This window comes from uncultured Thalassolituus sp., assembly GCF_950066645.1.
Taxonomy (GTDB): Bacteria; Pseudomonadota; Gammaproteobacteria; order Pseudomonadales; family Oceanobacteraceae; genus Thalassolituus.
In genome coordinates, this window is sequence record NZ_CATMFB010000003.1 from 1 (window position 1) to 24,804 (window position 24,804).

At 55.7% G+C, this 24,804-nt stretch carries 26 protein-coding genes; 13 read left to right on the top strand and 13 right to left on the bottom strand.

All coding sequences use genetic code 11. The features are described 5' to 3' along the window. The coding region (tatC, locus tag Q1L85_RS03470; protein WP_300432278.1) for a twin-arginine translocase subunit TatC at positions 1–666 on the top strand (666 nt) is incomplete at its 5' end. Here the strand turns inward: tatC and Q1L85_RS03475 are convergent. From Q1L85_RS03475 to Q1L85_RS03495, 5 genes are all read right to left on the bottom strand, one after another. Then, positions 652–1,533 carry a prenyltransferase gene (locus Q1L85_RS03475; protein WP_300426088.1) on the bottom strand — a complete coding sequence of 294 codons (882 nt, stop codon included), beginning with the start codon at positions 1,531–1,533 and terminating at the stop codon, positions 652–654. The two genes, tatC and Q1L85_RS03475, sit on opposite strands and share 15 nt — an antisense overlap. Before the next feature lie 118 nt (positions 1,534–1,651). Next, positions 1,652–1,990, bottom strand: coding sequence for a hypothetical protein (locus Q1L85_RS03480; RefSeq protein WP_300426089.1), 339 nt, complete (start codon positions 1,988–1,990; stop codon positions 1,652–1,654). A 16-nt stretch (positions 1,991–2,006) separates the two neighbouring features. Next, entirely contained in the window at positions 2,007–2,762 is a 756-nt protein-coding gene (locus tag Q1L85_RS03485) for a S1/P1 nuclease (RefSeq protein ID WP_300426091.1), read from the bottom strand. 25 nt (positions 2,763–2,787) lie between these two features. After that, positions 2,788–3,855 carry a DUF3080 family protein gene (locus tag Q1L85_RS03490; RefSeq protein ID WP_300426092.1) on the bottom strand — a complete coding sequence of 356 codons (1,068 nt, stop codon included), beginning with the start codon at positions 3,853–3,855 and terminating at the stop codon, positions 2,788–2,790. Between the two features lie 3 nt (positions 3,856–3,858). Continuing rightward, entirely contained in the window at positions 3,859–4,515 is a 657-nt protein-coding gene (locus tag Q1L85_RS03495) for a TetR/AcrR family transcriptional regulator (protein WP_300426094.1), read from the bottom strand. A gap of 180 nt (positions 4,516–4,695) precedes the next feature. On the opposite strand from Q1L85_RS03495, the gene Q1L85_RS03500 reads away from it, so the two are divergent. The 3 genes from Q1L85_RS03500 to Q1L85_RS03510 are packed head-to-tail and all read left to right on the top strand — an operon-like array spanning position 4,696 to position 8,401. After that, positions 4,696–6,183 carry a coniferyl aldehyde dehydrogenase gene (locus Q1L85_RS03500; protein ID WP_300426096.1) on the top strand — a complete coding sequence of 496 codons (1,488 nt, stop codon included), beginning with the start codon at positions 4,696–4,698 and terminating at the stop codon, positions 6,181–6,183. Positions 6,184–6,193: 10 nt separating this feature from the next. Continuing rightward, positions 6,194–6,751, top strand: a complete 558-nt coding sequence (locus Q1L85_RS03505) for a twin-arginine translocation signal domain-containing protein (protein WP_300426098.1) — start codon at positions 6,194–6,196, stop codon at positions 6,749–6,751. Between the two features lie 27 nt (positions 6,752–6,778). After that, on the top strand, positions 6,779–8,401 hold the full coding sequence (locus tag Q1L85_RS03510) for a GMC family oxidoreductase (RefSeq protein ID WP_300426100.1): 1,623 nt from the start codon (positions 6,779–6,781) through the stop codon (positions 8,399–8,401). Between the two features lie 110 nt (positions 8,402–8,511). On the opposite strand, the gene Q1L85_RS03515 is transcribed toward Q1L85_RS03510, so the two are convergent. Continuing rightward, positions 8,512–8,946, bottom strand: coding sequence for a hypothetical protein (locus tag Q1L85_RS03515; protein WP_300426101.1), 435 nt, complete (start codon positions 8,944–8,946; stop codon positions 8,512–8,514). Between the two features lie 160 nt (positions 8,947–9,106). Between Q1L85_RS03515 and Q1L85_RS03520 the strand changes: the two genes are divergently transcribed. Then, entirely contained in the window at positions 9,107–10,339 is a 1,233-nt protein-coding gene (locus tag Q1L85_RS03520) for a succinylglutamate desuccinylase/aspartoacylase family protein (protein ID WP_300432282.1), read from the top strand. 24 nt (positions 10,340–10,363) lie between these two features. On the opposite strand, the gene Q1L85_RS03525 is transcribed toward Q1L85_RS03520, so the two are convergent. Both Q1L85_RS03525 and Q1L85_RS03530 read right to left on the bottom strand, forming a co-directional pair. Next, the gene (locus Q1L85_RS03525; RefSeq protein WP_300428471.1) at positions 10,364–11,293 is read right to left on the bottom strand and encodes an MBL fold metallo-hydrolase; all 930 of its coding nucleotides are present in this window, start codon (positions 11,291–11,293) and stop codon (positions 10,364–10,366) included. Beyond that, positions 11,283–13,409, bottom strand: a complete 2,127-nt coding sequence (locus Q1L85_RS03530; RefSeq protein ID WP_300428470.1) for a hypothetical protein — start codon at positions 13,407–13,409, stop codon at positions 11,283–11,285. Before Q1L85_RS03530 ends, Q1L85_RS03525 begins: the two co-directional genes overlap by 11 nt. A 155-nt stretch (positions 13,410–13,564) precedes the next feature. Between Q1L85_RS03530 and coaD the strand changes: the two genes are divergently transcribed. The 4 genes from coaD (at position 13,565) to Q1L85_RS03550 (ending at position 16,877) form a co-directional block, all read left to right on the top strand. Further along, positions 13,565–14,047, top strand: coding sequence for a pantetheine-phosphate adenylyltransferase (coaD, locus tag Q1L85_RS03535; protein WP_300428468.1), 483 nt, complete (start codon positions 13,565–13,567; stop codon positions 14,045–14,047). A gap of 44 nt (positions 14,048–14,091) precedes the next feature. Continuing rightward, entirely contained in the window at positions 14,092–14,349 is a 258-nt protein-coding gene (locus tag Q1L85_RS03540; protein ID WP_300428467.1) for a YfhL family 4Fe-4S dicluster ferredoxin, read from the top strand. Between the two features lie 72 nt (positions 14,350–14,421). Further along, the gene (gene ggt, locus Q1L85_RS03545) at positions 14,422–16,110 is read left to right on the top strand and encodes a gamma-glutamyltransferase (RefSeq protein ID WP_300432286.1); all 1,689 of its coding nucleotides are present in this window, start codon (positions 14,422–14,424) and stop codon (positions 16,108–16,110) included. An 8-nt stretch (positions 16,111–16,118) separates the two neighbouring features. Next, positions 16,119–16,877 (top strand): ElyC/SanA/YdcF family protein, encoded by a 759-nt coding sequence (locus Q1L85_RS03550; protein ID WP_300432288.1) that lies wholly within the window; start codon positions 16,119–16,121, stop codon positions 16,875–16,877. A gap of 3 nt (positions 16,878–16,880) precedes the next feature. Here Q1L85_RS03550 and Q1L85_RS03555 read toward each other — a convergent pair whose 3' ends face one another. From Q1L85_RS03555 to radC, 5 genes are all read right to left on the bottom strand, one after another. After that, on the bottom strand, positions 16,881–17,381 hold the full coding sequence (locus Q1L85_RS03555; protein WP_300432290.1) for a hypothetical protein: 501 nt from the start codon (positions 17,379–17,381) through the stop codon (positions 16,881–16,883). Between the two features lie 66 nt (positions 17,382–17,447). Next, positions 17,448–18,257: a bifunctional DNA-formamidopyrimidine glycosylase/DNA-(apurinic or apyrimidinic site) lyase gene (gene mutM, locus Q1L85_RS03560; RefSeq protein WP_300426335.1), complete on the bottom strand. Its 810-nt coding sequence runs from the start codon at positions 18,255–18,257 to the stop codon at positions 17,448–17,450. Positions 18,258–18,376: 119 nt separating this feature from the next. After that, complete coding sequence (gene rpmG / locus Q1L85_RS03565) at positions 18,377–18,535, bottom strand: 50S ribosomal protein L33 (protein WP_300426334.1); 159 nt, start codon at positions 18,533–18,535, stop codon at positions 18,377–18,379. Between the two features lie 11 nt (positions 18,536–18,546). Then, positions 18,547–18,783 carry a 50S ribosomal protein L28 gene (gene rpmB, locus Q1L85_RS03570; RefSeq protein ID WP_300426333.1) on the bottom strand — a complete coding sequence of 79 codons (237 nt, stop codon included), beginning with the start codon at positions 18,781–18,783 and terminating at the stop codon, positions 18,547–18,549. Between the two features lie 190 nt (positions 18,784–18,973). Beyond that, the gene (radC, locus tag Q1L85_RS03575) at positions 18,974–19,648 is read right to left on the bottom strand and encodes a DNA repair protein RadC (RefSeq protein WP_300426331.1); all 675 of its coding nucleotides are present in this window, start codon (positions 19,646–19,648) and stop codon (positions 18,974–18,976) included. Positions 19,649–19,711: 63 nt separating this feature from the next. On the opposite strand from radC, the gene coaBC reads away from it, so the two are divergent. The 4 genes from coaBC (at position 19,712) to argB (ending at position 24,793) form a co-directional block, all read left to right on the top strand. Continuing rightward, positions 19,712–20,917, top strand: coding sequence for a bifunctional phosphopantothenoylcysteine decarboxylase/phosphopantothenate--cysteine ligase CoaBC (gene coaBC, locus Q1L85_RS03580; protein WP_300426329.1), 1,206 nt, complete (start codon positions 19,712–19,714; stop codon positions 20,915–20,917). 10 nt (positions 20,918–20,927) lie between these two features. Then, positions 20,928–21,383, top strand: a complete 456-nt coding sequence (gene dut / locus Q1L85_RS03585; RefSeq protein ID WP_300426327.1) for a dUTP diphosphatase — start codon at positions 20,928–20,930, stop codon at positions 21,381–21,383. A gap of 72 nt (positions 21,384–21,455) precedes the next feature. Continuing rightward, a complete protein-coding gene (locus Q1L85_RS03590) occupies positions 21,456–23,795 on the top strand; it encodes a phosphomannomutase/phosphoglucomutase (RefSeq protein WP_300426326.1) in 2,340 nt (779 codons plus the stop codon). A 95-nt stretch (positions 23,796–23,890) separates the two neighbouring features. Beyond that, positions 23,891–24,793 (top strand): acetylglutamate kinase, encoded by a 903-nt coding sequence (argB, locus tag Q1L85_RS03595; protein ID WP_300426325.1) that lies wholly within the window; start codon positions 23,891–23,893, stop codon positions 24,791–24,793. The last annotated feature ends 11 nt before the right edge of the window (positions 24,794–24,804 follow it).

Here is a 24,804-nt window from a genome sequence, read left to right on the forward strand (position 1 = left end):
TTTTTCCTCGGGTTTTTTTACTTCGCAAACGACCTGTATCTGATCCTGGTCGAGCCGCTGTCTGTGCTCATGCCAACCGAAGGGCAGATGATAGCGACAGGGGTTGCTGCTCCTTTTCTCGTCCCCTTCAAAATGACTTTTGTACTGGCAGTGCTTCTGTCCGTACCATTTATTCTGCATCAGATATGGGCATTTATTTCACCCGGTCTGTATCAACACGAAAAGAAATTTGCGATCCCGCTCCTGCTTTCAAGCATTGTCCTGTTCTACGCCGGGATAGCATTTGCCTACTTTGTGGTACTGCCACTGGTGTTTGGTTTTTTCACCGGAGTGGGACCTGAAGGCATCTCTTTTATGCCTGACATCAGCAATATTCTCGATTTTATTCTGAAGATATTTTTTGCCTTCGGCATCGCCTTTGAAATTCCGGTCGCCACCTTTCTGATGGTTCTCAGCGGCATCACCACCGTTGAATCCCTGAGCACCAAGCGACCTTATATTTTTCTCGGGTGTTTTGTTGTCGGTATGCTGGTGACACCACCGGATGTTATCTCACAATCCGTTCTGGCAGTGCCGATGTACCTCCTGTTTGAAGCGGGTGTACTGGCCTCGAGACTGATCCCGGCCAGAAGCGACGACTCTGCAGAAGAGTCAGCTCAGCAGTAATATCAGCGCCAGCACCAGCGGCGTCAGCAGAGTCGCCATCACATTCATTGCCAGCGCCTGAGGGCGCTGTGCAATATCCCCTCCCAGTTGCCACAGACTGACCAGCGTAACAAGCGTCAGCCCCCAGGGAAGCAGTGCGAGTAATGCCCAGCGCGGCCAGATACCGGTTGCCACTGCGACCAACAGCACCGCCGCCGTCGCAAACGTCATCAGAGCATACGCCTGTACGCCAGCCCTCTCACCGTAACGGATCAACAGGTGCTCACGGCCATGATCGCGGTCTGCGCGGATGTCCGGAAACTGGTTCGCCAACAGCAGGTTATTCACCAGAAAGAACACCACCAGCGCGCAGGCTAATACCTCCATCACTGACGAAGCCCCTGCAACAATGGCGGCCCCCGTTACCATAAGTAGCCCAAAACCCATGCCCGGAGCGATCAGGCACAGCCAGGGCATCCGGTTGATCTGGCGGGTATAGGTCACAATTAATATTGCGCCCAGCAAACCGACACCCCAGAGCGCAGGATGCGCCTGCGCGAGAGGTACACCAGCCAGTCCGGCCAGCGCCAGAGCAACAACAGCTCCGGCCAGTGTGGCGGGGGCGGCGGCAGGCTCGGAAGGAAGTCCACCACTTCCCCCACTGAACGGCGTACGCTCCGTCGCCAGATCCAGACCGCTGCGGAAATCCTGATACTCGTTCAGCATATTGACGCTGATGTGAGCCATCAGCGCGCCGACCAGCAGAAGCACGAAGTCCACTGACCAGAGCGCCGATGCCTGCCCTGACGCAGCAACCCCCATCAGGACACAGACAGGAGGGAGAAGAAGAAAAGGCAGACGCATGGTCTGCATCAGGGTGGAAAGCATAATCAGAACTCCATCAACGATAGCGTTACGCTACCTCGGAGCAGGCAACAGAACCATGACACAGCTCAGGTCAGCACCCTGAACAGAGAGTCAGGCCGCCAGACCTGTCAATCAGAGGTCAGCGCGGTGGGGGTAAGTCAGAAAACAGGCTGCTGTCGGTCAACGCCGGACTGTCGATCACCTCTTCGGTGTGGCACAGCCATTGACTGGCACGCCGGCGAGCCACCAGCTCAGCGGCCTTCCTGTCGCAGAAGCCCACGGCTTTTTCTGCGCGCCAGACAACCCGGCTTTCTTCGGGGGTTGTGAAGTGCACTTCACAGGGCAACTCCCAGCCGTAAGGACGCTTCACCTGTACGATATGGCGGACGTCGCCACTCACGCAGACAGTCCTCTCATCGGCGGCCTGCGCGGTCGTCGCAGCTAAGCCACAGAGCAAAGCACATGAGATCCGGTACATAGTCTTCCTTCCCTGGTCAGTCTTCGAATATCGCAGTCAGTGCCAGCGCTAACCTTGTCGCCGCCAGTTGCAGCCGCTGCTGCATCCACTGCTGTTCTTCCTGTATGTCCGCCTGTGTAAAACTCTGCCCACGGCGGTAATGCGCGTAAATCTGCCGGGTTTTGTCCAGTGACTCCTGAGCCCACTCCAAAGGCTGGGTCGCCCCGGCATATTCCGCGGCTGAATGAACCGCAAGAGGTCTGCGTGGTGGAATCTGGTTGTCCCACAGAGCGTGAAGATTGGTGCGATCGCCGTCATAACGGACCCGGGTGTCGTTTCCTCCCCGGTCATCCTCGTAACTGACGTGCAACGGCTGATGGATATCGGCCACCAGATGCCCGAAAAAAGCCAGTGCCTGCCAGTCTTTGTCGGGGGATGCTGTCAGGCGCGCTGACATCGAATCAAGCGCCGAGAGCACACACCCATCACGGTGGCAGTGTGCAGTGGAGACTCTCGTGCTATCCCGTGGCACGTTGATGTAGTGCCAGCGACCCGTGTGGCGGAAATCATCCTCTTTGCGGACGTCGTCCGGCCAACCGCAGAGTTCGCCAAAAGTACGTTTGCCGGACAGGCCGACCAGTCCGTCAATGTGTTGCTGCACCGCGGCCGGAAGACTGTCGTATGCCGCGTCACAGACCTGTGCATGTGTCCGGTATCCAAAGGCGTCGGCGGTCAGTGATGCCAGCAGTAAAACCGGCAAAGCAAAAACAGAGCGCACTGTCAGGGGGTACACAGCAGGCCTCCTTTATTCTTTTGGCTCATTCTGTGTGTACTGGCGCGGGATGTGAAGTGTCCTGGCCCGGCATCATCCCACATTGCCGCAGAAGTACCTGCCATTTCCGGACATGTAACAAATGAGCGTCGCGTAATGCGGCTTTTTCGGCCGCGAGGCTGGCAAGCCAGGCGTCCCACTCCGGCGTCACCTCTGCCAGTTCCCCAAGCCCACGAAGATCAGCCAGCACCGCATCACCATAGCGATCAACGCGACTCAGATATGGCTGTAAGCCCGCTGCATAGAAACGCGAAAAAACCGTCTGAACAATCTCCGCCTGAGGGGTTTTCCGTCCGGCAGGGCAAAGTGGGCGCTCACCAATGCGCTTGTCTATCTGCAACGCCGCCTGTCGGCTGATCTCCGTCAGCGCTGCCTGACTCCGTCGCCAGCTTCCCAGTGCTTCTGTGGCCAGCCACTGCTGCTGGTGCGCTTCCATTGCTGTGCTGTCGTACCCGAAGCTCTTCGCCTGCCAGGCCTGCCCCTGTCTGAGAGCAAACCCGGTCGCCTGACGCGCAGCGCTCAGCAGTTCATCCGCCGCAGCTTCATCGTAGGGAAGAAGTGGTGCGGCAGGGCTACTGAATGCCTGCCACTCCTGACTGGTCATCCAACCATTCCACCAGTACTTCATGCGGGCCTGAATTTTCGTCGCCAGCACTGCCTGAAGGCTGGCCGCCAGCTCAGGCTCGGTATCCGTCAGCTGATGAATACAATCAGGCAGGCTCTGAAGAATATCCCGCTCGCTGTGCAGCCGCTGGCTGGCCGGCGCCACCCGGCCTAACGCACTGTTGCGCTGCCCCAGAACCCGGCCAAGCTCGCAGCCAGACAACGACAGGTATTCAAGAAGGTTAATGTTGAGCTCAGGCTCCGCAAGCGCCAGTTTCCGCCGTGTTGGCCCGGGAGAAAGCGGCACTGAGGCAAGGTCGTCCACGGCCGCCACATCCAGCGCACGTGTCAGGCGCGCCAGATAATCATCCAGTGCATCTTCCGGTCCCCTGCTGCACGCAGGCAGAGTTACCAGGGCCAGTACGATCACAACCAGCCGGACACCCAGCACAGCTCAGATACCCAACCAGCTCGGGCGCGGAATAAACTGTCGCTGAAGTTCCTGAACTGAGTCACGGTGCGCTTCGGTCAGGTAAGGGCGCTCCAGACTGAACACCTGATAGATCCCCCCTCGCAGCATGTCCTCTGAAATTTCAGCATCGCTGGCAGGGAGCAGGTTCGAGTGCAGAAATGAAAACCACGACGTCACGATAATCCAGGTATTCAGTGCCAGGTCGCGGCAATCCTGCTCGCTTGCGGCAATGATTCCCGCGGCATTCACTGCCAGGAAAATTTCTTCGATACGGCGCAGACAGAAACGGAAGAAGCCCCGGTAGCGCTCATGCAACTGAGGATCAGCTTTAAGCAGATGCTCCATATCCCGATGCATGAAACGGTACTCCCACAAGCCCTCAAACACCTGCGTCAGGTAACGGATTTTATCCGCTGTCTCAATCGCCCGACCTTCAGGTAAGGTGAGTACATTCATCACACGATGTTCATAGCGATCAAACAACTGGTAAATGATCGCCTGCTTGTTTTTGAAGTGATAGTAGAGATTACCGGGCGACATCCCCAGGTGAGCAGCAATATGATTGGTCGTGACGTTACGCTCACCCGACTGATTAAACAGCTGCAGGCTGGCATCGAGAATACGATCACGGGTACTCATTCTCATCTCCGGCTTGTTCATCGTGGCTTATTCATTGGATGGAATATCGCAACATTCTTTACTGACAGAATACCATGCATCCTGTTGACAAATTAGAGTATGAACTCTAATTTGTCACTTTAGAGTCATTACTCTAAAACGATCACTGATTGATCACCCACCGACAGAAAAGGCGGAGTTATGAGAACAGAGCTTTTAAACGGAATTGCACAGGCACAGCCTCAATCGCAGGCACCCATGACTGAGCAGGGCCTGTATGACGGGGAAGGCGAGCGCCTGGCGAGCATCTTCCAGCAGCAGAAAGCCGCTTTCCGCAGTGCCCCTATGCCTGCGGCAGCCGATCGTATCCGCAAGCTCAGAGCCCTCAAGACTGCCGTCATGCGTCATCAGGAAGCGCTTGCCAAGGCTGTTGGTGACGATTTCAGTTGTCGCTCACGGGATGAAACCATGATCGCCGAGATCATGACCACGGTGCAGTCGATCAACTACATGCTGAAGCACGTCCGCCGCTGGATGCGACCATCCGGGCGCCATGTGAATATGTTGTTTGCGCCGGCGGCAAACCAGGTGGTGTATCAACCCTTAGGTGTCGTTGGCATCATGGTGCCATGGAATTATCCGATTCAGCTGGCACTGGTCCCACTGGCCACGGCCATCTGCTCGGGCAATCGTGCCATGATCAAAATGTCCGAATTCACGCCCGCCACCAATGAGGCAATCCGGACGCTTCTGGCCGAAGTATTCAGCGAAGACGAAGTGGCGGTGATTGAAGGCGAGATCGAAGTCTCGTCGGCATTCTCAGAAACGCCCTGGGATCACCTGATATTCACCGGCTCAACCGCGGTCGGGAAGCATGTGATGGCGGCTGCGGCAAAAAATCTTACGCCGGTCACACTGGAACTTGGCGGTAAGTCACCTGCTCTTATTGCGCCAGATGCCAACCTTGACCACGCAGCGGAGCGCATCTGTTTTGGTAAATCCCTGAATGCCGGGCAGACCTGTATTGCACCAGATTATGTACTGATTCCAGAGGGCCGGGAAAAAGAATTTATTGCCCGCTATTACCGCGCCTTCTCGCGCATGTATCCGACACTGCGCGACAACCCGGACTACACCGCGATTATTAACGACCGCCAGTACCAGAGACTGGTGTCCTGGTTGCAGGATGCGGAAGCCAGAGGGGCGACCATATCGCAGCTTAACCCCGCTGATGAAAACTTTGCCGGAACCCGCAAACTGCCACCGCATATCGTTGAAAACGCCACCGACGAGATGACCATTCTGCAGGAAGAGCTGTTTGGCCCCATTCTGCCGGTTGTTACTTACCGCAGTTTTGACGAAGCTCTGGACTATATCGCTGACAGAGATCGACCTCTTGCCCTGTATCTGTTCAGTTATAATCGCCAGCTGGAAGAAAAAGTGCTCGAGCGCACCCATGCCGGCGGCGTCAGCGTCAATGACACACTGATGCATATCGCGCAGGATGACATGCCGTTCGGAGGCATAGGCCCTTCCGGTATGGGGCACTATCACGGTAAAGAAGGGTTTATTACTCTCTCGAAAGCCAAAGCCGTGCACCGTAAGGGCAGAATTAACAGCGGGCGTGCCATTTATCCGCCCTATAACAAAAAACGGCACGGTCTCGTATACAAACTATTTATCCGCTGAGGGGAAGACAATGAAAACGTCCCGCCGTGGTTTTCTGCAGTTGGGTGCCATGGGTACCGCTGCACTGACACTCGGTTCTGGCGCCGCAATGCTCACCGGCTGCGCCAAGCAACAAACACCCGCAGAAGGCTTCAGAACCCTGCGCGATATTGATGTTTATTTCCTTGGCGCACTGGCACCGGCCATCCTGACGACGAAGTCGTATCCGGGTGCTCTGGGTAAAGATGCCCGCCAGCGTCTCTTAGAAGCACTGGATAACACCATGACCACACTGCAGGGACACGCCCTGCAGCAGCTACAGATGGCCTTTGATCTGATGGGATCGCCGGTCACCCGTCTGGCGGTTGGTGCCCCATTGCATCCCTGGCAGGAAGCGACCATCGAAGAAGCAGAAAGCTTCCTCGTCAGCTGGCGAGAGTCCATGCTGCCGATCAAGCGCATGGGTTACGCAGGGCTGTGCAAGCTGGTGACCATTTCCTGGTATTCCCAGCCAGAGAACTTCCCGGTCAGTGGTTATCCCGGACCTCCTAAAAAAATTCCGTTTCCATACCCGGCAGCAAGTGAATAAAACGGCAGCATCAGACGAGAGAACACCATGACACGTACACCACATATCCCAATGGTTGCGGGGATTCCTGATCCAATTCTGGAAGGTATTGCCAGCGGCTGGAATGTAACGGATGCCGCAGACGTGGCCGACGCCAGCGTCATTGAAGCCGACGTCGTGATTATCGGCACCGGAGCCGGCGGCGGCACCACAGCAGAAATTCTGGCCGAAGCAGGCCTGAAAGTATTGATGCTTGAAGAAGGCCCCCTGAAAAGCACCAACGACTTCAGAATGGATGAGCGCGAGGCATATCACGACCTCTATCAGGAAAGCGCAGGCCGTATGAGCAAAGACGGCTCCATGTCGATTCTGCAGGGGCGCTGTGTTGGTGGCACGACAGTCATTAACTGGACCTCCAGCTTCCATACCCCTGAACAGACGCTGAATTACTGGGCGGATGAATTCAAACTCGAAGGCGCCAGCAAAGAAGAGATGGAACCCTGGTTCAAACGCATGGAAGAGCGCCTGAGCATCTCGCCATGGCCAGTACCACCGAACCCGAACAACGCCGTCCTTAGTCGTGGTGCCGAAGCGCTGGGGGTCGACTGGCATGTCATCCCCCGTAACGTCGCTGGTTGCTGGAACCTTGGCTACTGCGGCACCGGCTGCCCGACCAACGCGAAGCAGTCCATGCTGGTGACTACGATTCCGGGCGCCCTGAATAAAAACTCCGGCCTGATTTACAATGCCCGTGCCGAGCGCCTGATTATCGAAGGTAAGAAAGTACTGGGCGTAGAAGTCACCGCACTTAACGGTGACTACAAACCCAACGGCAATACCTTTTCTGTGAAGGCGCCCCATGTAGTTATGTCATGTGGCGGCATCAACGGTCCGGCACTGCTGCTGCGCTCTGACGCCCCGGACCCGAAAAAGCGGGTCGGTAAACGCACCTTCTTCCACCCGGTGGCCTTCTGTTTCTCTCAGTTTGAGGAACTGATTGATCCGTACTACGGTGCGCCTCAGTCAATCTACAGTGATCACTACCAGTGGGATAATGTCTCTGGCCCTGCAGGCTACAAACTCGAAGCAACACCCCTGCATCCGGGTCTCGCGGCCGTACTTTTCCTCGGGCATGGCGGACGTCACTACGAAGACATGGGCAACCTGCCGAACACCAACCTGCTGCTGGCTCTGATCCGCGATGGTTTCCATGAAGAAAGCCCTGGCGCAAGCATTGAGCTGGCCTCAGATGGCTCGCCCATTGTCGATTACCCGGTCAACGACTATCTGTGGGAAGGCTTCCAGCGCGCCATGATTTCTATGGCCGAAATCCAGTTCGCCGCTGGTGCGAAAAAGGTTCGTCCTTCGCACCTCGATGCGCCCTGGTACACCAACGTTGAAGAAGCCCGCGAAGGTATCCGCAGCCTGGATAACCGCTCAAACTCCTTTACCGTAGGCAGCGCACACGTCATGGGCGGCCTGAGCATGGGTGAAGACCTGGAGAAATGCATGGTCGACAGTAACGGTAAATACCACTACCTCGACAATCTCTACGTCATCGACGGCTCGGTCTTCCCGACCAGTATTGGTGCCAACCCGCAGCTGTCGGTTTACGGCTTTGCCTGTAAGTTTGCTAACCAGCTGGCGGCGAAGATAAAAGGGACGGCGTAAGTACTGTTTGTAACCTTGTGGACTCCCGCCTTCGCGGGAGTGACAAAGGCTGTCATCCCCGCATACATCCCTGTCATCCCCGCGAAAGCAGGGAGCCAGCGCCCTCCCCCTCAATCCTTCTGATCAGCAACCGACTCCAACAGTGATCTGAACGCCTCGGGATCTGTCTCTTTCAGGCTGAGCAATCCCTGCTTCAGTGTTTCTGCCTGACGGATTTTATGTTTATGTTTGGCTGCTTCAATATCGCCAGCCAACGTGCGCAGTTTTTCCACCTCAGGGCTGTCGACATCCCCCAAAGCCTGTAACAGAGCAGGTATCACCACGCCCAGCTGACGCCCATAGCTGGCGATGTTAGCCACGATGTCCTTCTCGACGTCAGGTTTCCCGGCAAAGTTGATCTCCAGATTAGGTGAAAGCCAGCTGGTCACCGGGTTAATATCCTGAATGACATCACCGCTCAAAGGCAGCTGAAATGGCGCTCCCAGTGGCATCCACCGGGTAAGATCGGGGTTAACAAACATCCATGGATTCATAACGGGAAACATACGGTGCCCTCCTTCTGGCTTGCATTTCTCCCACGCTACTCCGGCGACTTCCGGGATGACAGTGGCAGTCTCCGACAGGTCCGACATTCTCAACAGAGGCTGAACTCCGGTCACGCCACTTTGTCTATACTCAGCAGGTTTCATCTATCGAGTGGTTTCCATGTTTTCTCTTCAGGCCTCCCGCCTGCTCGTTCTCGCTGGTCTGTTATTTCCTTTGTCGTTTACCTCTGCCACTGAGCTGGGGAATGATGATGACATTGCCGAACCTATGGTCGATGTCACCCCGGCCGAAGCTCCCTCAACTCCGGCTCTGCGACCAATGGCACTGCTTGGCTCAGAAGTATTACCCGGCGAATTCAGAACTCTGTCATGGAGCCCGGGTCAGTCGTTTCCCAGCATTGATACACCAGTGCCGGTGCTCGTCGCGCGCGGTACAAAGCCTGGCCCTGTGGTCTGTCTTACTGCGGCGATACACGGCGATGAGCTTAACGGCATTGAGATGGTCAGGCGCCTGATGTTCCAGCTGGACGCCAGTCGCATGAGCGGCAGTGTGATCGGTATTCCGATTGTTAATCTGGATGGGTTTCGCCGCGGCAGCCGCTACCTCGCCGACCGTCGTGATCTGAACCGGCACTTTCCTGGCTCTCCGGACGGCAGTGCGGCGGGGCGTATCGCATTCTCTTTATTCAATGAGGTGATCCGCGATCGCTGCGAGTATCTGGTTGACCTTCATACCGGCTCACTGAAGCGCACTAACCTGCCTCAGATCCGGGGGGACCTGCGCAATGAAGCTGTTTTCGCCTTCAGTCGTCACTTCGGCGGCATTACCGTACTTCATGGCAGTGGCACACGGGGGACGCTACGTCGCGCGGCCGTCGATGCGGGAATTCCAGCAATGACCCTGGAAGCGGGTGGGCCGAATGCGCTGGAAGAGAGCGCAGTAGACGGCGGGGTCAAAGCCCTTGAAACACTGCTCCAGAACCTGGGTATTCAGCCAACATTGCGTTTCTGGGGTTCACCTCAGCCTGTGTTTTATCACTCTGAGTGGGTCCGCTCCGATCAGGGCGGCATTCTGATGTCAGAAATTGAACTGGGGGACAGTGTCAAAAAAGGCGCTGTACTGGGCCGGGTCGTCGATCCGGTCTCCAACACCGGAAGTAATATCGTTGCCCCCTTCACCGGTCGGGTGATCGGGATGGCCGTCAATCAGGTTGTGCAGACTGGTTTCGCGGCCTATCACCTCGGAGTCGTAAAAGAAGCCGAAGAGGTTCAGGAAGAAGCCAAGGTACAGCCCGAGTTGACGGAAGCCAATCCGGTAAATACACCGGTAACAAATTCCGCCGAGTCGGTCGCCACCCAAGCCGATACGTCTGAGTGCAGCGCTAATTGTTGAGGCCAGAACGAAACGTCTGCTCTGTTACCACTCATGTCCTGCGATGACGGTTATCTGTGGATTTTTCTCAGCAAAAGTCCGCAGAGCCTCCAGACTGCGCATGGCCTCATTCCGGTCTTCTGCCCAGCCCGGGATAATATTATTGTCAAAGCCGTAGCGGGTATGACTCGCGTCACCGGTCAGCAGCACCCAGCCTTCCGAACTGTTTATCAGAAATGACAGGTTACCAGCCGTGTGTCCAGGCGTAGCGATAGCAAAAAACGTCTGATCACCAAAGACATCAACGACCCGCTCAAATGGTCCCATCGCCCGGCCCGCTGCCATATCCAGCTCTTCTATCTGCACAACGCCATCAAAATGGTCGTTATACATAATCAGTGGGTAGTCATGAAATGACTCGCCTGCTGTCGCAATGACCCGGGCGCCCTGAGGCATCTCGGGCAGTCCGGAAGTGTGGTCCCCGTGAATATGAGAAAGAAAAATCAAATTCGGGCTGATGCCAGCCCGTTTAAGTTGTGCACCGATATTCTGTCCGCGCTGCTGTCGGGAATCTTCCACAATAAATGGCGCCAGAACTCCCCGGTAACTTCCCTGACCTCCCGACTGAAAACGACGGTCGAGCCCCGTGTCGATCAACACATCACCGTATTGAGGATGATTAAAGTGAAACGCGAATACCTTCACCCAACGGCTTTTATCTTCGCTTCCCGGGTAAGTCTCCAGATTGTCCAGCACACCTGACACCGGCACTTTTACTTCTCCGGTATCAAATACTGTCAGTAATACAGATGACGCTCTTTCCCGGATATCAGTCCACCGATAATCCTGAGTCTGTTCCGGTAATGGATAAGCGGTGCGCTCTGCAGGCTCAGAACACCCCGTCAGCATCAGGCCAAGCAGAACAGCGAAAAATCCCGGGCGTAATAGTGTATTTAAATGCATCTTATTTAACATAGGTGGCCTGCCCATAAATCGGACGATAGTCGGATTCATACCATAACTTGCCATCTTCAAAAAAGAGTGGATCGTACGGCCCGTCACACGCATTTTCACGACTGTAAGCGGCCATTAAAATGACCTGATCCTGAAGATCAAACAGAGACATTCTCTGAGTAAGGCCGATGATATTCAGAGGATCAGCCTGCAGAGTTTCCTGTGTTTCTGGCCAATAAAGTACCAGGCTTTTATTTCCTGTGGTTCTGGCATCCCAGAAGGGAATAAAAGGAGCGCCATTCCAGACTGAACTCACAGGATGAGTGATTCTTTCATCTAATAAATAGATACTCTGGTCCGGTAAGGTCGTTGCAACATGGCCATCGCCGGTCAGAAAATAGAGATTATTATTCAGAAAGTACGCTTTTTGTGGCTGATATTCATCGTATTGATTCAGGGGTACCATCTCCCCGTTCTGATTTAACATATACAGGCGTCCGCCCGCCGCCAGATAGGACATACCACCAGCACCATTTACCGGATAGGACTGCGCTTGAACTAAAGTCACAGCCTGATCCCTGCCCACCAACCATAAGCCCTCGTGTGAACCGAAACGGATATAGAAGCTGCCGTCATCAGGCCCGCGATGTACGAATGTGGGCGAAGTTACCTGTACGGGAAAATCGACCACATATTCCTGCGAATTCCCTGAGTCTCTGTCGTATATCCAGATTTCCTGAGCGCCTTCAGAGACATAAAGGAGTCGGGAATCACCTATCAGAAAAAGATCTTCTTCAGCGACTGTATCGTTAAGATAAACCCCCAAATTTCCCAGATAAACAGCGGCAGGGCTACTGCTTTTCTGCCATATCTCTCTGGCGCCAGTGACCATATTTCTGGCGAGGAAAAAAAGATCATCGTCACCGCTGGATACCCACGACTGCAGCGAGCGCACCTGTCCGTCATCCGAATTTAAAAAAGGCGTAGACGTCCGGGAACCCAGATCATGCATCATCACAGCACCGTCGTCTGCATAGCTCAGGATCTGATCTTGAAACGCTGGTGCCCCGGTAATAACGCGTGGTATCCGCAGCTTTTCACCACTATCACGTATCAGGTACAGATCCGTCAGCTCTGTCTGCGACTCATTCTCCAGGTAAAACCCGATACCCGACGAATAATTCAGGACATCTGCCGACTGCAGGCGGGCGGGTAACGAAATATTTTCTACGGTGCCGTCAGTCAACTGGTAACGCCCGGCACTACCATCGCCATCCGTAAAATAGAGGGTCCCGGAGCGCTCACTGGCGGCACGGACATCACTGATACCGGTATCCAGAAACTCAGGAGTACTGCCATTCAGGTCCAGCCGGACCAGCGCTTGTTTATAAAAGCGCTCAGGAAACTCAGAGCGACCGCCAAAGCAGGCTGCCATTTCATAGCCGGCATTCGTATGCCGGAGCGCATAGCCCTGAGCGCCACCTTCAACACGGTTACGCGCCTGCACGCTGTTCTGCCCGAGTGACACATTCACATCGGCGAGATGACTCTGCCAGAAACCGTCAATCGTATCGTCATGCTCAGACTCAAGCGCGGCGAAGACCAGTTTATTGCTCTTGCAGTGTACGGGTTGAGTTGTGGTTTTCGTCGGCATCGGCGCCGGATCGTAGCGCGCCCTCAGGTTGTAATACCACTCTGCCGTACCGTATCCCAGAGGACTCTCCTCTGGCCGGGTAGACAGGGTCATGGTTAATGTCCCTTCGTCCTCATTTACCGACCAGAGACCCGCCCGGTAACTGTAACCATCCCCTCCACCCAACAACTCGAAATACAACTCGTAGGCATCGCCGATCCATCCGATGTCTTCCAGTATCGGAATGTTGTTGTCAGTAAAGAGATCATCCCAGTTATTGGCATCCACCCGTGCAGTCTGATCAATGGTGCCATCGCTGTTGAAGCGGTACATGGAATAAAAGTAATCCGTCGTACCGTCATTGGTGTTTACCAGACTGATATCATGGTGCCATTCACCTTCAACACATTCCGCGAGAGAGGCTGGCTCAGCTTCGTCGATCCCCCCGCACGCAGACATAAGAAAAGCAGGCAGGAATATAAAAACGGTATACGACCGGTTCATGATGGGATCATCCTTGATTAACAGGGCCCCAGCTTAACCACCTGACGCCAGTCGCGGTAGGAAGATTCAGGTCAGTAATTAATCACCCTGAGTTGTTCATAGCATAGCCATCTATTACTATTCGCCGCAGCGACCCCCTGTTTAAGGCTGAGCATATGAACACTGTTGTATACCCGGGCACGTTCGACCCGATCACTAACGGCCACACTGATCTGGTAGAACGAGCTGCACGCATGTTTGACCACATCATTCTGGCGGTGGCAGAAAGCCCGAAGAAGAAGCCCCTGATGGATCTCGAAACCCGCGTCGACCTGGCCCAGGAAGTTCTCGGACACCTGCATAACGTCGAAGTCGTTGGTTTCAGTAATCTGCTGGCGGACTTCGTCAAAGAAAAGCGGGCGAATATCATTCTGCGCGGCCTGCGGGCGGTTTCTGACTTTGAATATGAGTTCCAGCTCGCCAATATGAACCGCGTACTTGCACCCAACGTCGAAAGCCTGTTTCTGACTCCGGCTGAGCAGTATTCCTTCGTTTCTTCGACGATTGTGCGTGAGGTGTCATCTCTGGGAGGTGATATCACGACTCTGGTCCACCCAAAAGTCGCTGCGGCTCTGAAAAAATTCCAGACTCAGGCATAATAGGCACTGAGTTTTCTGCATCTGCCCCTGACGGAGGTTATGTCATGGCTTTGATTATTACCGATGAATGCATCAACTGTGATGTATGCGAGCCTGAGTGCCCTAACGAAGCAATCTCAGCTGGTGAAGAAATTTACGAAATCGAACCTTCCAAATGTACTGAATGTGTTGGTCACTACGACGAACCTCAGTGCCAGCTGGTCTGTCCGGTTGATTGCATCCCACAGGATGACAACAACATGGAAACCCAGGAAGAGCTCGAAGCAAAATACGAGCGTCTGACTGGCAAGAAGATCGCCTGATTCTTCTCTGCGGGTTGCGTCAGGCAGCCCGGCAGACGACACTAAGGCCTCCCTTACCCGGAGGTCTTTTTTATGCGTCGCGTTCTGGCAGTTTCTGCCGTATTTCTCTTCCTGTTGACGGCCTGCACCACGCAGGAGCCAAAACCCGCCGGGTTTAAAGGCACCGCCGCTATTGCCAGTGCACACCCTCTCGCAACCGAAGCCGGAATGCGGATACTCGAACAAGGCGGTAACGCTTTTGACGCGGCCATTGCCGTCGCTGCCAGTCTGGGCGTGGTCGAGCCATACAGTGCAGGCATTGGTGGGGGTGGTTTCTGGCTGCTGTATGACGCAGAACAGAAACGCTATCACTTCGTTGATGCCCGCGAGACTGCGCCGGGATCATTTCATCGCGACTACTATCTGAATGAAGACGGCAGTGTAAACCGCGACAAAGCGGTGAATGGCCCGACAGCAGGAGGCATCCCCGGGCAGCCAGCTGCTTTTGCGTATCTGGCAGAGCATTACGGCCGCCTGCCTCTGACAGAGTCTCTGAAAGACGCCATTCATCAGGCCAGAAATGGTTTCGAGATCGACGAACATTATCAGATGCTGATGGGATTCCGTTTTAACGCAATAAAACGCTATGCGGAATCAGCGGAGATCTTTCTCGACGATATGCAGGTCCCCGGACGCGGCTTTCTCCTGAAGCAGCCAGATCTGGCGGACACTCTGGCGACACTGGCCAATGACGGCTTTGATGGGTTCTACCGTGGCCCTCTGGCGAGCCGTATGGTCGATGAAGTGAATAAAGCAGGCGGGGACTGGACGCTCGAAGATCTTGCCGGCTACGAAGTAAAAGAGCGTGAACCGGTACGTATCCGGATAGGTGATACCGAACTCATCAGTGCGCCTCCGCCGTCATCCGGCGGCATTGCAATCGCGCAGATGCTGAAAATGCTGGAGCATTTCGACTGGCAGACGATGAATCAGACGGACCAGCTGCACCTGCTGACCGAAGTCATGCGCCGCGCATATCGTGATCGGGCCGAGTTTCTGGGCGACCCGGATTTCGTGGATGTTCCGGTCGCGTCGCTGATCAGCGACCAGAGAAATCAGGACTGGGCATCCGATATTGATATGGCAAGGGCGACCCCAAGTATCGACCTCAAAGGCCCCAAGAATATTCAGGAAGGCTTCCATACCACGCACTTATCTGTAGTCGATGCGGACGGTAACCGTGTTTCTGCAACGCTCAGCATCAACCTGCCGTTTGGTTCAGCGTTTACTATCCCGGGCACGGGCGTACTCCTGAATAACGAAATGGACGATTTTTCGGCTAAGCCGGGTGAGCCCAACGCCTATGGTCTGGTTGGCAATGAGGCAAACGCCATCGCTGCAGGTAAGCGCCCACTGTCATCAATGAGCCCATCCATGCTCGAGTCACCAGACAGCATTGCAATTTTAGGTACGCCTGGCGGCAGTCGTATCATCAGCATGGTATTCCTCGGTGCGCTGGAATATCTGCAGGGCAAACCTGTGGAAGACTGGGTCACCCGCGCGCGGATTCACCATCAGTACCTGCCTGACGCCATACAACATGAGCCAGGGGTAATTCCCTCAAGGGTCATGGACGCGCTGGAAGCCAGGGGGCACACCTTCAAAGACGTCGGTCGTCAGTACGGTAATATGCAGGCCATCCTGATCGACAAAACCAGTGGAGAAGTCACCGCCGCGGCAGATCCGCGGGGAATAGGCGCAGCAAGCGTCGTGACACACTGAGGCCTGCGATGGAATCCTTCAGTGTTGGCTTTCTGCTGAAAAAACTGATCGGTACGGCATTGATGCCGATCCCTGTCACTCTGGTCCTGATGCTGTTCGCGTTCTGGTGGCTGAAGCGGGCGCCTGTCAGGTCACGCCTGTGTCTGGTACTGGCAATGCTGATTCTGGGGCTGAGCAGCTGGCATCCGGTGGCTGACCGCCTCATCAGGCCTCTTGAAGACAGCTACAGCCTCTTCGACATTCAGCAGCCGGTGAAAGCGGTCGTCGTGCTCGGCAGCGCCAGTCACATCGCGCCGGAAGGCAGCCCTGCCATTATGAACCTTGGCAGTTCGGCGGTGTTCAGACTTGAAGAAGGACTGAGAATTCTCCGGGCAAACCCCGAGGCAACACTGATTGTCAGTGGTTATGCCGGCATTGGCGGCGGAACGCCCCATGCCGAGATCCTGAAACAGGCTGCCGTTGAACTGGGAACAGACCCACTGCGCATACTGGCCTTTCCTTCAGCGGTTGATACTGAACACGAAGCTGAGCTGATCGCGCCTCTGCTTGAGGGCATCCCGTTTGCACTGGTGACTGAAGCGTCTCATATGGGGCGGGCGATGGAGTTCTTCCGCCGGCAGGGGCTTGAGCCCATTCCGGCTCCGGCAACCCATACTGGCGGATACGGAGAGGATCGTCGCATCGACTCACGCGCAACCTACAAAACCGAGCGGGCTATTTACGAAAGCCTCGGGCGGGCGTGGCAATGGCTGAAGGGGATTATCTGAGCTTCAGACCACCAGCGTCTGAGTGGCCCGGTACGTCTGCTGAATCAGCCAGGCATCGTTACTCGCCCGGTGACGCACCAGCTCAGCCTGCCGGGTCAGGTTCTCTTTCGTCTCTGACCAGAGCGTCATCTGATGTTCAGAGAGGATCAGCTCCAGCGGGCTGACCTGAAAATTCATGTTCATGCCCGCCGCATGAAACAGGGTGATCAACCAGGGTTTATCGACGACCCAGCCATCACTGTATACCGTCTTACCGGCCAGCAGGTTATTCAGAGTCGCTGCAACCTCCTGCACGGTGCGGCCATGCTCATGCAGCATGGCGCGGGTAATATTGTGTACGCCCTGAGCACTTTCGTCCCAGTGATCCCAGTCACCGGTGGGCTGAATCAGGGTACAGAAGCGCTTCCCATCCTCGAAGGCCAGCCCGACCTCAATAGGGTAACTCTGTGGCCCGAAACCGGACGCTTCGACATCAATAATGATAGGACGATGGTGGTGCGGCACCTTTAATTACCCCGTTATACTTGTTGTTATTGATCTGAGGGGCCACAGCCCCGTATCACAGCTTAATTAACGCTGACATGTCGGGCAGTAGACCGTCGCCCTCTGCCCCTGACGTATCTCCTTCAGTGCCGTCTGGCAGATCTTGCAGGCTTCACCACCCCGGCCATAAACATACAACTGCTGTGCAAAATAGCCGGGCTTGCCATCACCACCAACAAAATCCCGCAGAGTCGTTCCCCCCTGCTCAATCGCAGCACCAAGTACCTGCCTGATGGTTTCCGTCAGTCGCTGGTAGCGGGCCTTGCTGATCCTGCCTGCTGGCGTCTGCGGCCGGATCCCTGCGAGAAAGAGACTTTCATTAGCATAGATGTTGCCAACACCCACGACCACCCGACCGTCCATAATGTACGTTTTGACCGCCTGAGATTTCCCCCGACTGCGGTCATACAGGTGCTGGTCGCTGAATTCGTCAGATAAGGGTTCTGGCCCCAGGTGGTCCAGATGTGGACTGTCCTCGCCCGGCGCCACCCAGAGAAGCGCCCCAAACCGTCTTGGGTCGTGGTAACGCAGAATTTTGCCGTTACTCAGATGCCAGTCGATGTGGTCGTGTTTCCTGGGCGGTTCGGATGGCTCAACCAGCCGTAATGATCCTGACATGCCAAGGTGCCAGATGGCGGTCCCTGTCGCAGCTTCCACCAGAATATATTTCGATCGGCGGGTCAGCCCCGTGACCTGCTGCCCCACCAGCTTCTGAACGTCATCCTCCACGGGCCAACGCAACGTCGGCTGACGGACGTCGATACGGGTGATGGTCTGGTGCATCAGATACGGGCTGATACCGCGCAGGGTCGTTTCTACTTCGGGTAGCTCTGGCATTAGTGAACTCGGAAGATCAGTGATGGTTCAGTCTGCATTCTAACCTGCCTGGCACCTGAGCCAGACTTGCGGCAAAAAAAAACCCGGCCAGAGCCGGGTTTCTTCAGGAAAACGATCAATTACTTGATCTTAGCTTCCTTGTACACAACGTGCTTGCGAACAACAGGATCAAATTTCTTGATCTCGAATTTCTCAGGCATGGTGCGCTTGTTTTTGTCTGTAGTGTAGAAGTGACCGGTACCGGCACTTGATACAAGACGGATCTTATCGCGTGGCATAACAGGTCTCCTTAGACTTTCTCGCCGCGTGCACGCAGCTCTGCCAGTACTACATCGATACCTTTCTTATCGATGATGCGCATACCTTTAGTAGAGATACGCAGACGTACGAAACGGTTTTCGCTTTCTACCCAGAAGCGGTGGCTCTGCAGGTTCGGCAGAAAACGACGCTTAGTTTTGATCTGTGAGTGGGAAACGTTGTTCCCTGTAACAGGACCTTTTCCTGTAACTTGGCAAACCTTAGACATGGTTCTTCGCCCCGATTTTATGTGTATCGAACAATTCTGAATTCGTTACCAACCGTGGGCGTACATCATCATTTAATGATGACCGTGAACGGCCCTGGCTGAAAAGAGTTGCGCTTTATACCAAAACGACGGAGCGCCCGCAAGCAAGAGTTCATTTTTCATGCAGTTTTGTCCGGTACGGGTTTACTGCTTACAACCAGCCCCGGGCTGCAAAAGACACGCAATGACCATCGCCAACCACGAGGTGATCCAGCACCCGGATGTCCATCAGACTCAACGCTTTCTGCAGGCGTTCGGTGATTGCGCGGTCCGCCTGGCTGGGCTCGGCGATGCCGGAAGGATGGTTATGGGCGAAGATCACCGCAGCGGCTCCGACTGACAGTGCCTGCTTCACAACTTCGCGAGGATACACCGCGGCAGCATCAATTGTTCCCCGGAACAATTCTTCGTAGCGGATCACCCGGTTCTGGTTATCCAGAAAGAGACAGGCGAAGACTTCATGGTCGCGGTCACGCAACTGAGCCTGAAGGTACTGCTGAGTCTGAGTGGGCGATGCCAGAGCATCTCCTTTACGTAACTCCTGCGCCAGATGCCGGCGCGCCATTTCAAGCACAGCCTGCAGCAATGCGAACTTGGCGGTCCCCAGGCCCATTGGACGACAGAAGTCCTGCTGCGATGCTGTCAGAAGTTGCCTCAGTCCTCCGAAGTCGCTGAGAAGTTCACGCGACAGATCGACCGCGCTTTTCCCCTTAACGCCCGTACGCAGGAATATCGCCAGAAGCTCAGCATCCGAGAGGCTTGCCGGGCCTGCCTCCAGAAGTTTTTCCCGCGGTCTTTCTGCCGCCGGCCAGTCACAGATCGCCATCCCTACCTCCATGTAGGTCAGTAAGATATACTCGCAATTATCAATAACAGTGATTTCCAGACCATGCAACGACTCACCAACCGCCGTATTCTGCTCGGCATCAGTGGCGGCATTGCCGCTTACAAATGTGCTGAACTGGTACGCCTGCTCAGTAAAGCGGGTGCAGAGGTGCGTGTCATCATGACCAGCGGTGCCATGGAATTCATCACACCTCTGACCATGCAGGCCCTCTCCGGAAACCCGGTGCATCATGCCTTGCTCGATCCTGAGGCTGAGGCCGGCATGGGACATATCGAACTGGCAAAGTGGGCCGACCTGCTGTTAATCGCACCCGCCAGTGCCAACCTGATCTCACGTCTGGCTCAGGGCATGGGGAATGATCTGCTGACGACCGTCTGCCTGGCCACAGATGCCCCGATATGTCTGGCACCGGCAATGAATCAGGCCATGTGGCGTGACCCGATGACACAGGCCAATATGGAGCGACTGCAAGCGGCTCATGGTGACAACCTCACCGTCATCGGACCAGATGCCGGCGAACAGGCCTGTGGCGATGTCGGTCCGGGGCGCATGATGGAGCCCGAAGCCATCGCCACCGCTGTAGCAGACCGCTTCGACACCGGACTGCTCGATGGTGTCAGCGTCGTGATCACCGCCGGTCCGACACGTGAGGCGATTGATCCCGTCCGCTATATTTCCAACCACAGCTCCGGAAAAATGGGGTACGCGCTGGCTGCGGCTGCACGCGATGCCGGCGCACGCGTCACGCTCATCAGTGGCCCGGTGACTATCCCTGCGCCAGACCGGGTACAGGTGGTTCATGTCACCAGTGCGCTGGATATGCTGCAGGCGGCGCAGAGTGAACTGGAACATTGCCAGATATTTATCGCGTCGGCGGCGGTCGCCGATTATCGTCCTGCCAGCGTCGCTGACCAGAAGGTTAAAAAATCAACCGATGAGCTGAGTATTCAGCTGATCAAGAACCCCGACATCGTCGCCACGGTTGCCGCGCACGAACCTCATCCGTTTACCGTCGGGTTTGCCGCCGAGACTCAGGATGTTGAGCACTACGCCCGGGATAAACTGGCGCGCAAGAACCTCGATCTTATCGTTGCGAATGATGTATCCAGAACAGATATCGGTTTCAACAGTGATGACAACGCCGTCTCGGTTTTCTGGCCAGAGGGGCAGCAGCGCTTTGACACCATGAACAAACACACTCTCGCCCGGGCGCTGATCGAGCTGATCGCCGGGCAATACAAGGCATAAGGAAGCAAAGATGCACAAGCTCCAGGTAAAAGTTCTCGATTCCCGTATTGGCGACAGCATCCCTATGCCCGAATACGCCACCTCAGGATCTGCCGGTCTGGACCTGCGTGCCTGCCTGGAAGAGGCCGTAACCCTGGCCCCTGGCGATACCGTATTGATTCCCACCGGCTTGTCGGTCTACATCGAAGATCCGTCGCTGGCGGGCTTTATTCTTCCCCGTTCTGGCCTTGGCCATAAGCACGGTATCGTTCTGGGGAATCTGATCGGACTGATCGATTCGGATTATCAGGGGCAACTGATGGTAAGCTGCTGGAACCGGGGCAAGGACAGTTTCACGATCGAAGTCGGCGAACGACTCGCACAGTTTGTACTGGTGCCAGTCATCCAGGCGGCTTTCGAAGTGGTAGAAGAATTTCAGGAAACCGAGCGCGGCACTGGTGGTTTCGGCCACTCTGGACGTAGCTGACCCGGCAGAATGACTCCCCCGTTACTACAATAATAACGACAGGCTGCACGGGGGCAGCTCAGGGACAGACAAATGACGCATGCAACCACAGGGCAGCGCACCCTCACCAGTGCCGCCCTGATCTCCAGAGCACTGCTGGCACTGCTGATCTGTGCCGCCTTCGCGCTATACCTGAACGGCCAGTTATCCAAGGTCAGGGAAGCCTATGACCGCGACAGTGCCCAGCAGGCGGTCGCGCAACTAGCAGAAACAATCCAAAGCGAAATTGCCCAGGCCATGCAGGCGCAGTCTTCTGTCGAGCTGAATGACGCCGGAGTGTCACTGAACGCCGCCATTCCTCTTGCCCTATCGACCGAAATCATCCGGCCCGAAGACGCTGAAGACCTGCAGGAACGCTATAACTTCGTCGTTCAGGACATGGTCAATCAGGTATCACAAGGTGAAGCGGTCGTTCCGGAAGCGGTCCGCCGGGGTGATTCAACCGAGATATTCTGGGCGACCCCAACCCCTGAAGGCGTACTTCTCGTGCGCTACGGTGAAGACTGGATCACCAGACTGGCTGACAGCGTCAGAGGCACCACCGGGGGCATACGTCTGGTTCAGACACTGACTGGCAACACCCGCGAAGGCATCACACTCTTCAGTATTGGCAGCCCTGACCCGGAGGCACCTCTGGCCTCCCGCCGGGTTCACAGTGTCTGGCATATCAGCTATCAGGGGGCCGCTGACCGCCCCGGGCCGGATGCAATAACCCTGCTGATGCCCTGGGGGGGCATGATGATTCTCGTAGCCATCGCTGTGCTGGTCACTCTCGCCGTCCTTATCCGTCAACTGCGCCTGCCCATTGCCGAAGCGCCCACGTTACGCCCGGTCAGGGCGACACCGGTCGCAACCCAGGCCAACCCAAAGAGTCATCATGAGCTCCCCTACGCAGACGAAACCGTTGGCCATCAGGTCGACCTGCCCGACGTAGAGGAACCACCGGAAGAACTTGAAGCCGCACCGCCACCTGAGCGGCAGGTCAGCGTCCAGGACTGTCCAGTGCCGCAGCATATATTCCGCGCCTACGACATCCGTGGTCTGGTCGACACTGAACTCACTAATGACACGCTGGTGCTGCTGGGCCGGGCCATTGGCAGCGAAGTCCGGGCACGCGGCGGTGAACGGATAAACCTCGCCTGGGATGGGCGACTTTCCAGTCAGCGCCTTGCCAACCATCTCCAGGAAGGGCTGCTCAACTCCGGTTGCAGCGTGAACCGACTGGGAATGCTACCAACCGGTGCGCTCTATTGGGCCACTGAAGAACTCGACACCCGTCATGGCGTGATGATCACAGGTAGCCATAACCCGATTGAGTACAACGGCCTGAAGATCGTAATGGATGGCCTCCCGATGGCGGAGGATGAGCTGCTGTCACTCTGGTATCGCATCCAGCGTGAAGAGTTTTCCACCGGCTACGCGGGAGCCAGAAACGACGATATTTACAGTGATTACATCGAGCGGATTGAAGACGACATTCAGATTAACCGCGACCTCACGATCGTTCTGGACGCTGGTAACGGGGTGGCCGGCCCGATGGCGGTTGACCTGTTCAGAGAACTCGGTGCCGATGTCATCGAGTTATTCTGTGACGTCGATGGCCACTTCCCGAATCATCACCCGGACCCGGGAGAAGAGGAAAACCTCGAGTATCTGCGCAAATCGGTACTCAGTAATGGGGCCGATCTCGGACTGGCGTTTGACGGCGATGGCGACCGGGTTGCGGTACTGGATAACGAGGGCAATGTTATCTGGCCTGACCGTCTGCTGATGCTGCTGATTGAGGATATCCTGCCGCGCAAACCGGGCAGCGACGTAATTTTCGATGTGAAATCCTCCCGCCACCTGGCGCCACTTATCAACCGGTTGGGCGGACGCCCGACCATGTGGAAAACCGGCCATTCACTGATGAAACGCAAGCTGAAAGAGCTGAAAGCGTCAGTCGGAGGCGAGTTCAGCGGCCATTTCTACATAGGCGAGCGCTGGTACGGCTTTGATTGCGGCCTTTACGCTGGGGCGCGCATTGTCGAGATACTGAGCAGCCGCAACGCCAGCGCCGCCGAAGTGTTTGCTGCGCTCCCTGAAGACGTCAGCACGGCCGAAATCACGATCAACACCACAGAGGACCGTAAATTCAGCCTGATCACTCAGCTGGCCGAAGACAGCGACCTCAGATTGGGGGCTGTCGTGCACGAGACGGACGGCCTGCGTATTGAGTACCCCGACGGCTGGGGTCTTATCCGCGCCTCAAATACCACTCCCCGCCTGACGCTCAGATTTGCCGGTGATCGCCCCGAAACCATTGAGCGGATACAGGGCACCATGAAGCAGGCACTTACCCGATACGCCCCGGATATTCAGATCCCGTTCTGATTCGGCATAGAAGCAGGCGGAATCCTCAGGCTATAATGCGGGCCTTTGTGAAATATCCCGGATGATCCGGTGCGGCCAGATCAAGGAGCCCGAAAATGCCACTGACGCGTGACAGCGCTATGAACACCGCCAAAGTACTGAGCGAAGCCCTGCCTTACCTGCAGCGCTTTGTCGGCAAGACGATTGTCGTGAAGTACGGTGGCAACGCCATGATTGATGTAGACCTGCAGAACAGCTTTGCCCGCGACATGGTGATGCTGAAGCTGGTAGGCATCAACCCGATCGTAGTGCATGGCGGCGGCCCTCAGATTGGCGACCTGCTGGAAAAGCTGAATATCGAAAGTCGCTTTGTTAACGGCATGCGGGTCACCACCAGCGAAACCATGGACGTTGTCGAAATGGTACTGGGCGGTCTGGTCAACAAGCAGATCGTCAACCTGATCAACCAGAACGGTGGTAAAGCGATCGGCCTTACGGGCAAAGACGGCCAGCTTCTGCACGCGCGCAAGCTGCACGTCACCCAGAAGTCACCAGAACTGGAAAAGCCGGAAATCATCGACATCGGCCACGTGGGTGAAGTCTCCAAAATCAACACCTCACTGCTGGATATGCTGACCAACAGCGACTTCATTCCTGTGATCGCCCCAATCGGTGTGGGGGAAGACGGTGCGTCCTACAACATCAACGCCGACCTCGTAGCAGGCAAAGTGGCCGAGGTACTCAAGGCTGAGAAACTGATCCTGCTGACCAACATTGCCGGCCTGATGGACAAAGAAGGAAAGATCCTTACCGGTCTGACCACACAGCAGGTCGATGCGCTGATCGAAGACGGCACCATCTATGGCGGTATGCTGCCTAAGATTCAGTGCGCCCTGGATGCCGTTCATGCCGGCGTTAACAGCTCGCATATTATTGATGGTCGGGTTGCACACTCCACACTGCTGGAGCTGTTCACCGATGAAGGTGTCGGTACCCTCATCACCAACCGCCGCCGTTGAACCAAGGAGCA

What these genes read in the sequence shown, in the direction of transcription:
- Q1L85_RS03475 (WP_300426088.1), bottom strand. Translation starts at nt 1,533, where the DNA reads ATGCTTTCCACCCTGATGCAGACCATGCGTCTGCCTTTTCTTCTTCTC.
- Q1L85_RS03480 (WP_300426089.1), bottom strand. Translation starts at nt 1,990, where the DNA reads ATGTACCGGATCTCATGTGCTTTGCTCTGTGGCTTAGCTGCGACGACC.
- Q1L85_RS03530 (WP_300428470.1), bottom strand. Translation starts at nt 13,409, where the DNA reads ATGAACCGGTCGTATACCGTTTTTATATTCCTGCCTGCTTTTCTTATG.
- radC (WP_300426331.1), bottom strand. Translation starts at nt 19,648, where the DNA reads ATGGCGATCTGTGACTGGCCGGCGGCAGAAAGACCGCGGGAAAAACTT.
- Q1L85_RS03495 (WP_300426094.1), bottom strand. Translation starts at nt 4,515, where the DNA reads ATGAGTACCCGTGATCGTATTCTCGATGCCAGCCTGCAGCTGTTTAAT.
- Q1L85_RS03550 (WP_300432288.1), top strand. Translation starts at nt 16,119, where the DNA reads ATGGAATCCTTCAGTGTTGGCTTTCTGCTGAAAAAACTGATCGGTACG.
- Q1L85_RS03500 (WP_300426096.1), top strand. Translation starts at nt 4,696, where the DNA reads ATGAGAACAGAGCTTTTAAACGGAATTGCACAGGCACAGCCTCAATCG.
- argB (WP_300426325.1), top strand. Translation starts at nt 23,891, where the DNA reads ATGCCACTGACGCGTGACAGCGCTATGAACACCGCCAAAGTACTGAGC.
- rpmG (WP_300426334.1), bottom strand. Translation starts at nt 18,535, where the DNA reads ATGCCACGCGATAAGATCCGTCTTGTATCAAGTGCCGGTACCGGTCAC.
- Q1L85_RS03525 (WP_300428471.1), bottom strand. Translation starts at nt 11,293, where the DNA reads ATGTTAAATAAGATGCATTTAAATACACTATTACGCCCGGGATTTTTC.
- coaD (WP_300428468.1), top strand. Translation starts at nt 13,565, where the DNA reads ATGAACACTGTTGTATACCCGGGCACGTTCGACCCGATCACTAACGGC.
- Q1L85_RS03540 (WP_300428467.1), top strand. Translation starts at nt 14,092, where the DNA reads ATGGCTTTGATTATTACCGATGAATGCATCAACTGTGATGTATGCGAG.
- dut (WP_300426327.1), top strand. Translation starts at nt 20,928, where the DNA reads ATGCACAAGCTCCAGGTAAAAGTTCTCGATTCCCGTATTGGCGACAGC.
- coaBC (WP_300426329.1), top strand. Translation starts at nt 19,712, where the DNA reads ATGCAACGACTCACCAACCGCCGTATTCTGCTCGGCATCAGTGGCGGC.
- Q1L85_RS03510 (WP_300426100.1), top strand. Translation starts at nt 6,779, where the DNA reads ATGACACGTACACCACATATCCCAATGGTTGCGGGGATTCCTGATCCA.
- mutM (WP_300426335.1), bottom strand. Translation starts at nt 18,257, where the DNA reads ATGCCAGAGCTACCCGAAGTAGAAACGACCCTGCGCGGTATCAGCCCG.
- Q1L85_RS03590 (WP_300426326.1), top strand. Translation starts at nt 21,456, where the DNA reads ATGACGCATGCAACCACAGGGCAGCGCACCCTCACCAGTGCCGCCCTG.
- Q1L85_RS03520 (WP_300432282.1), top strand. Translation starts at nt 9,107, where the DNA reads ATGTTTTCTCTTCAGGCCTCCCGCCTGCTCGTTCTCGCTGGTCTGTTA.
- Q1L85_RS03505 (WP_300426098.1), top strand. Translation starts at nt 6,194, where the DNA reads ATGAAAACGTCCCGCCGTGGTTTTCTGCAGTTGGGTGCCATGGGTACC.
- rpmB (WP_300426333.1), bottom strand. Translation starts at nt 18,783, where the DNA reads ATGTCTAAGGTTTGCCAAGTTACAGGAAAAGGTCCTGTTACAGGGAAC.
- ggt (WP_300432286.1), top strand. Translation starts at nt 14,422, where the DNA reads ATGCGTCGCGTTCTGGCAGTTTCTGCCGTATTTCTCTTCCTGTTGACG.
- Q1L85_RS03515 (WP_300426101.1), bottom strand. Translation starts at nt 8,946, where the DNA reads ATGTTTCCCGTTATGAATCCATGGATGTTTGTTAACCCCGATCTTACC.